Below are 3943 nucleotides of genomic sequence, written 5' to 3'. Positions count from 1 at the left end.
GTCCCGAGCACCTCGGCGCACACCCGCAGCGCCTCCGCCCGGGGCGCCGGAGGGAGTACGACGCTCCGCTTGCGGTTCCGTTCAAGGTCGCCCAGACCGCCCGCCACGGCCCGTACGGACGCCCCGCCGCCCGCGCGCAGCAGCAGCGGCTCCCGCAGCGCGACCCCGCACAGACGGTCCGACTCGATGGAGACGACCGCTGTCGCGAACAGGCCGCGCCGGACGTCGAGGCCGCCCGAGGGGGTGCGCTCCAGCCGGTACCGCCACCAGGTCCCGGCGTGGACGGCCAGCGCCCCCGCCACGCCCAGCAGGGTCATGGCCGCCAGGCCGAGCAGCCCGGCCAGCCACGGCGCGCCGGCGCCGTACCCGGACCACAGGTGGCGGACGATCCCGATCCGCCAGGGCTTCACGCCCAGGGCGTTGAGGATGCGCCAGGTCGTGCCGCCCGCGATGAGGACCCCGCCCCAGACCCAGAACGTCAGCGGGGCGTACCGCAGCCAGCCCGCCCGTCCGACAGCGAGGATCCCGGCGCCACGCCCGTCCCCGGGGCGGGAAACCGCTGCCTCGCGGCTGGAACGGGCAGCGGAGACGGCCGCCGCTTCAAGGCGGGCCGTCAGCCGCCGGGCGTCCGTGACGGATACCCCCGTGATCCGCACGGCCCCGGCGGCCGACCCCGTGGCGACGACCACCGTCGCCAGACCATGGCGCCGCAGCAGCGGCCCCCGCCGCAGCGCGACGGACTCCACGCGGGAGAGCGGCACGATCCGGCGTCGCCGCCAGAACCAGCCGGAGACCGCGTAGAGCGCCGTCTCCCCCAGCTCCCACCCGTGCGTCCGGCACCGCCGCGCCGGCATGACCAGCGCGTACGCCACCGCGGGCGCCACCAGCACCACCGTCACCAGTGGCACCAGCCAGGGCGCGGCGCCGGGAAAGAGGGGGAAGCACAGGGTGAGCAGCGCGGCGGCGGTCAGCAGCGCCGGCCCGCTCACGGTGAGCAGCGCCCGCGCCGTCCACCAGCGGCGCGCCCGGGGATCGACGCGATGGCGCGGATCCCTGAGCCGCAGGCCCCCTCCCTCCGGCACGGCGCTCCCCCTCTTTTCCAAGTCAATCGTATTGCCAACCATCGGCGCTAAGCTATCGCAATACAACTGACCTGTAAACGAGAGGTGTCGCTCCCCGTGCCCAAGCGCGTCGACCACGACGAACGCCGCCACCGCATCGCCGAGGCCCTGTGGCGGATCGCGTCCGAGCGCGGGCTGGACGGCGCGAGCCTGCGCGACGTGGCGGCGGAGGCGGGCATCTCGCTCGGGCAGCTCCAGCACTACTTCCGCACCAAGGACGACATGCTCGTCTTCGCCCTCGGCCACATCAGCGAGCTGGCCGCGCGGCGGATCGCCTCCCGTGTCGGGGCCCTGGCCGGGGAGGACCCCTCCCCCCGGACGCTGCTGCGCGAGACGCTCGCGGAGATGCTGCCGCTGGACGACAAGAGCCGCACCGGTCAGCTGACGCAGATCGCCTACTTCGTCCGGGCCGTCCACGACGAGCGGCTGCGCCGGCACGCCAAGGAGGGCATCCCGGCGCTGCGGGAGTTCTTCGCCGACCGGATCCGGCGCGCGGTGGAGCGGGGCGACGTCGCCCCCGGCCGCGACCCGGACACCGAGGCGATGCTGCTGATCGCCCTCGCGGACGGCCTCAGTGGCTACGTCCTGCTGGACGTGCTGCCGGGCGACGAGGCGATGCGGCTGGTGGACGCGCACCTGGACCGGCTGTTCGGCTGATCACGTCACGAGCCCGGCAGGCTCCCCGGCCTCAGCGGCGCGCCGCCCTGTTGCGCCCCCGCTGGCCCGGCGCGAGGGCCTCGGCCAGTTCGTCCAGCGCCTCCAGCAGCAGTTCCGAGCCCCGTACCGCCACCCCTTCGTCGCCGGCCCGCGCGACCCAGGCGGCCAGCACCGCGCGTGGCCCGGACCAGTCCGGGCGCCGTCGCTCCCGTACCGCCGCCACGGCGTCCGGCAGTGCGGCGCGCAGGGCCGCCGCGAACTCGTCCGCCCCGGGGTCCGGTTCCGTGTCCGGGCCCGGAAGGTGGGCCTCCATCAGCATCGCCGCCCGCCCCAGGGTGGCCAGCGCCGACTCGGCCGCCCGTTCGGCGGTGCGTGAGATGCCCCGGTGGCGCACGGGTTCCTTCAGCGCGCGGGCGGCCGCGTCCTCCCAGTCCAGCCGTGCCGCCCGCGCGTCCAGCAGCGCCTCACGGACCCGTCGCTTCCGGGTGTCCGGCCGGGCGTACACATCGAGGACCGCCAGCGCGTAGTCGCCGTTGGTGCGGAGCCAGTCGGCCAGCCGGTCGCGCAGCCGGGGCGTCTCCCAGCTGGGCCACAGCGCGTAGGCGGCCAGCGCCAGCACCCCGCCCAGCAGCGTCAGCGCCAGCCTGGCCTGCACGGTCTGCGACCAGCCCTCCCCCGCGATGCCGAGCAGGAAGACGATGTACGCGCCGATGCACGCGGACACCACCATGTAGCCCGTCCGCATCAGCAGATACAGCAGCCCCACGCTCACCACGGCCAGCGCCGCGCAGACAGGGGGGCCGGGGTGGGTGAGCGCCATGATGCCCGCGCCCGCCCAGACGCCGAAGAGCGTGCCCACGAAGCGGGCGACGCCGCGCTCATAGGTCTGGGCGAAGTCGGGCCGCATCACCATCACCGAGGTCATCGGCACCCAGTAGCCGTGGCCCAGCGGCAGCGCCGTGCCGAGCAGATAGCCCCCGCAGGCCACCGTCGTCACCCGTACCGCGTGCCGGCCGACCGGCGAGGACCAGCGCGCCTCGCGGCGCAGCGCCCGCCAGCCCACGGGGACGAGCCCGGCCACGGTGGGCCGCAGCAGATGGCGCCGCTCCGCCTCCGTCGTCGGCCGGGTGGCGCGCAGGGGCTCGTCGCTGGCCTCCACGACGTCGGCCAGCAGCGCCATCAGCCGCAGCGCCGAGCGGCGGGCGGCGCCGTCGAGGCGCGGCCCGGACTCGGGCACCTCCAGCGTGGCCATCACCTCGGGCGTCAGCCGCACGGGCCGGCCCCGCCGGATGGCGCGCGCGACCGCGTCCAGGACGTCGGCGGCGGCGCCCAGCAGGTCCCGGGCGCGGTCCCGCCCCGGGCCCTCCGGGGGCGCGCCCACGACGGGGTCGGCGAGGGAGGCGAGCACCGGGCGGATCCGCTCGGCGACCCCGCGTGGACCGCCCAGCTGCCGAGGTCTGCTGCGGGCCTGGCGCGGGGTCAGCTCGGCGGCGCTGCGGGCGTCCATCAGCGGCTGGGGGTCGAAGCGGGCGACCGGGTCGTGGCGCAGCCGGCGCGCGTAGTCCGCCTCGGCGGCCAGCGCGTCCGCGAGGGCGTCGCGCTGGCGGCCCCAGGGGCGGATGGGCAGGAGGACGATGAGCGCCGCCTGCACCAGGCCGCCCACGAGGATGAGCGCGGCGTGCTCGGCCGCCCCGGCGACGGAGGTGGGCAGGGTGACGGTGACGAGCATGACCGCGATCGTCTGGGTGGCGACGAACCCCGTCACGGGGCCGACGGCCCAGGCCATGCCGGACAGCAGGGTCCACACCGCCAGCAGCGCGACGAAGAGGGCGAGATGGGCGGCGGCGAGGTAGCCGAGGAAGGTGCTGAGGGCCAGGATGCCCGCGACCGCCAGCGCGAGCAGGGGGCGGGGCCGCCAGCTGCGCTGGAAGGTCGCCAGGCCGGAGGCGAACGCGCCGAACGCGGAGGAGACGGCGAGGGCGGGCGAGGCGAAGGCCAGCATCAGGCCGACGACGATGGCGACGCCGCACGCGCCGCGGATGGCGACGAGCGGTTCGAGGGTGATCCGCTCGATCGTCAGCCCGGCGCGGGCGGTCTTCTTCAGGGCGCTGGCCCAGGTCATGATCCTGAGCTTACGTCGCGTACGGGGGTGGACCGGGGCAGGG

3 protein-coding genes are annotated in these 3943 nt (G+C 76.2%); 1 reads left to right on the top strand and 2 read right to left on the bottom strand.

The features are described from left to right. A partial coding sequence (locus K6I33_RS32790; protein ID WP_229358281.1) for a PH domain-containing protein occupies window positions 1-1082 on the bottom strand: 1082 nt, incomplete at its 3' end. Window positions 1083-1178: 96 nt separating this feature from the next. On the opposite strand from K6I33_RS32790, the gene K6I33_RS32785 reads away from it, so the two are divergent. Continuing rightward, complete coding sequence (locus K6I33_RS32785) at window positions 1179-1778, top strand: TetR/AcrR family transcriptional regulator (RefSeq protein WP_229358279.1); 600 nt, start codon at window positions 1179-1181, stop codon at window positions 1776-1778. 31 nt (window positions 1779-1809) lie between these two features. Here K6I33_RS32785 and K6I33_RS32780 read toward each other — a convergent pair whose 3' ends face one another. Further along, on the bottom strand, window positions 1810-3900 hold the full coding sequence (locus K6I33_RS32780; protein ID WP_229358278.1) for an FUSC family protein: 2091 nt from the start codon (window positions 3898-3900) through the stop codon (window positions 1810-1812). Window positions 3901-3943 lie beyond the last annotated feature (43 nt).

Source organism: Streptomyces sp. UNOB3_S3 (assembly GCF_020740895.1).
Classification (GTDB): Bacteria; Actinomycetota; Actinomycetes; order Streptomycetales; family Streptomycetaceae; genus Streptomyces.
The sequence above is the reverse complement of the archived record's forward strand: the minus strand, read 5'-3'. Positions and strand labels throughout refer to the sequence as shown.

What these genes read in the sequence shown, in the direction of transcription:
- K6I33_RS32780 (WP_229358278.1), bottom strand. Translation starts at nt 3,900, where the DNA reads ATGACCTGGGCCAGCGCCCTGAAGAAGACCGCCCGCGCCGGGCTGACG.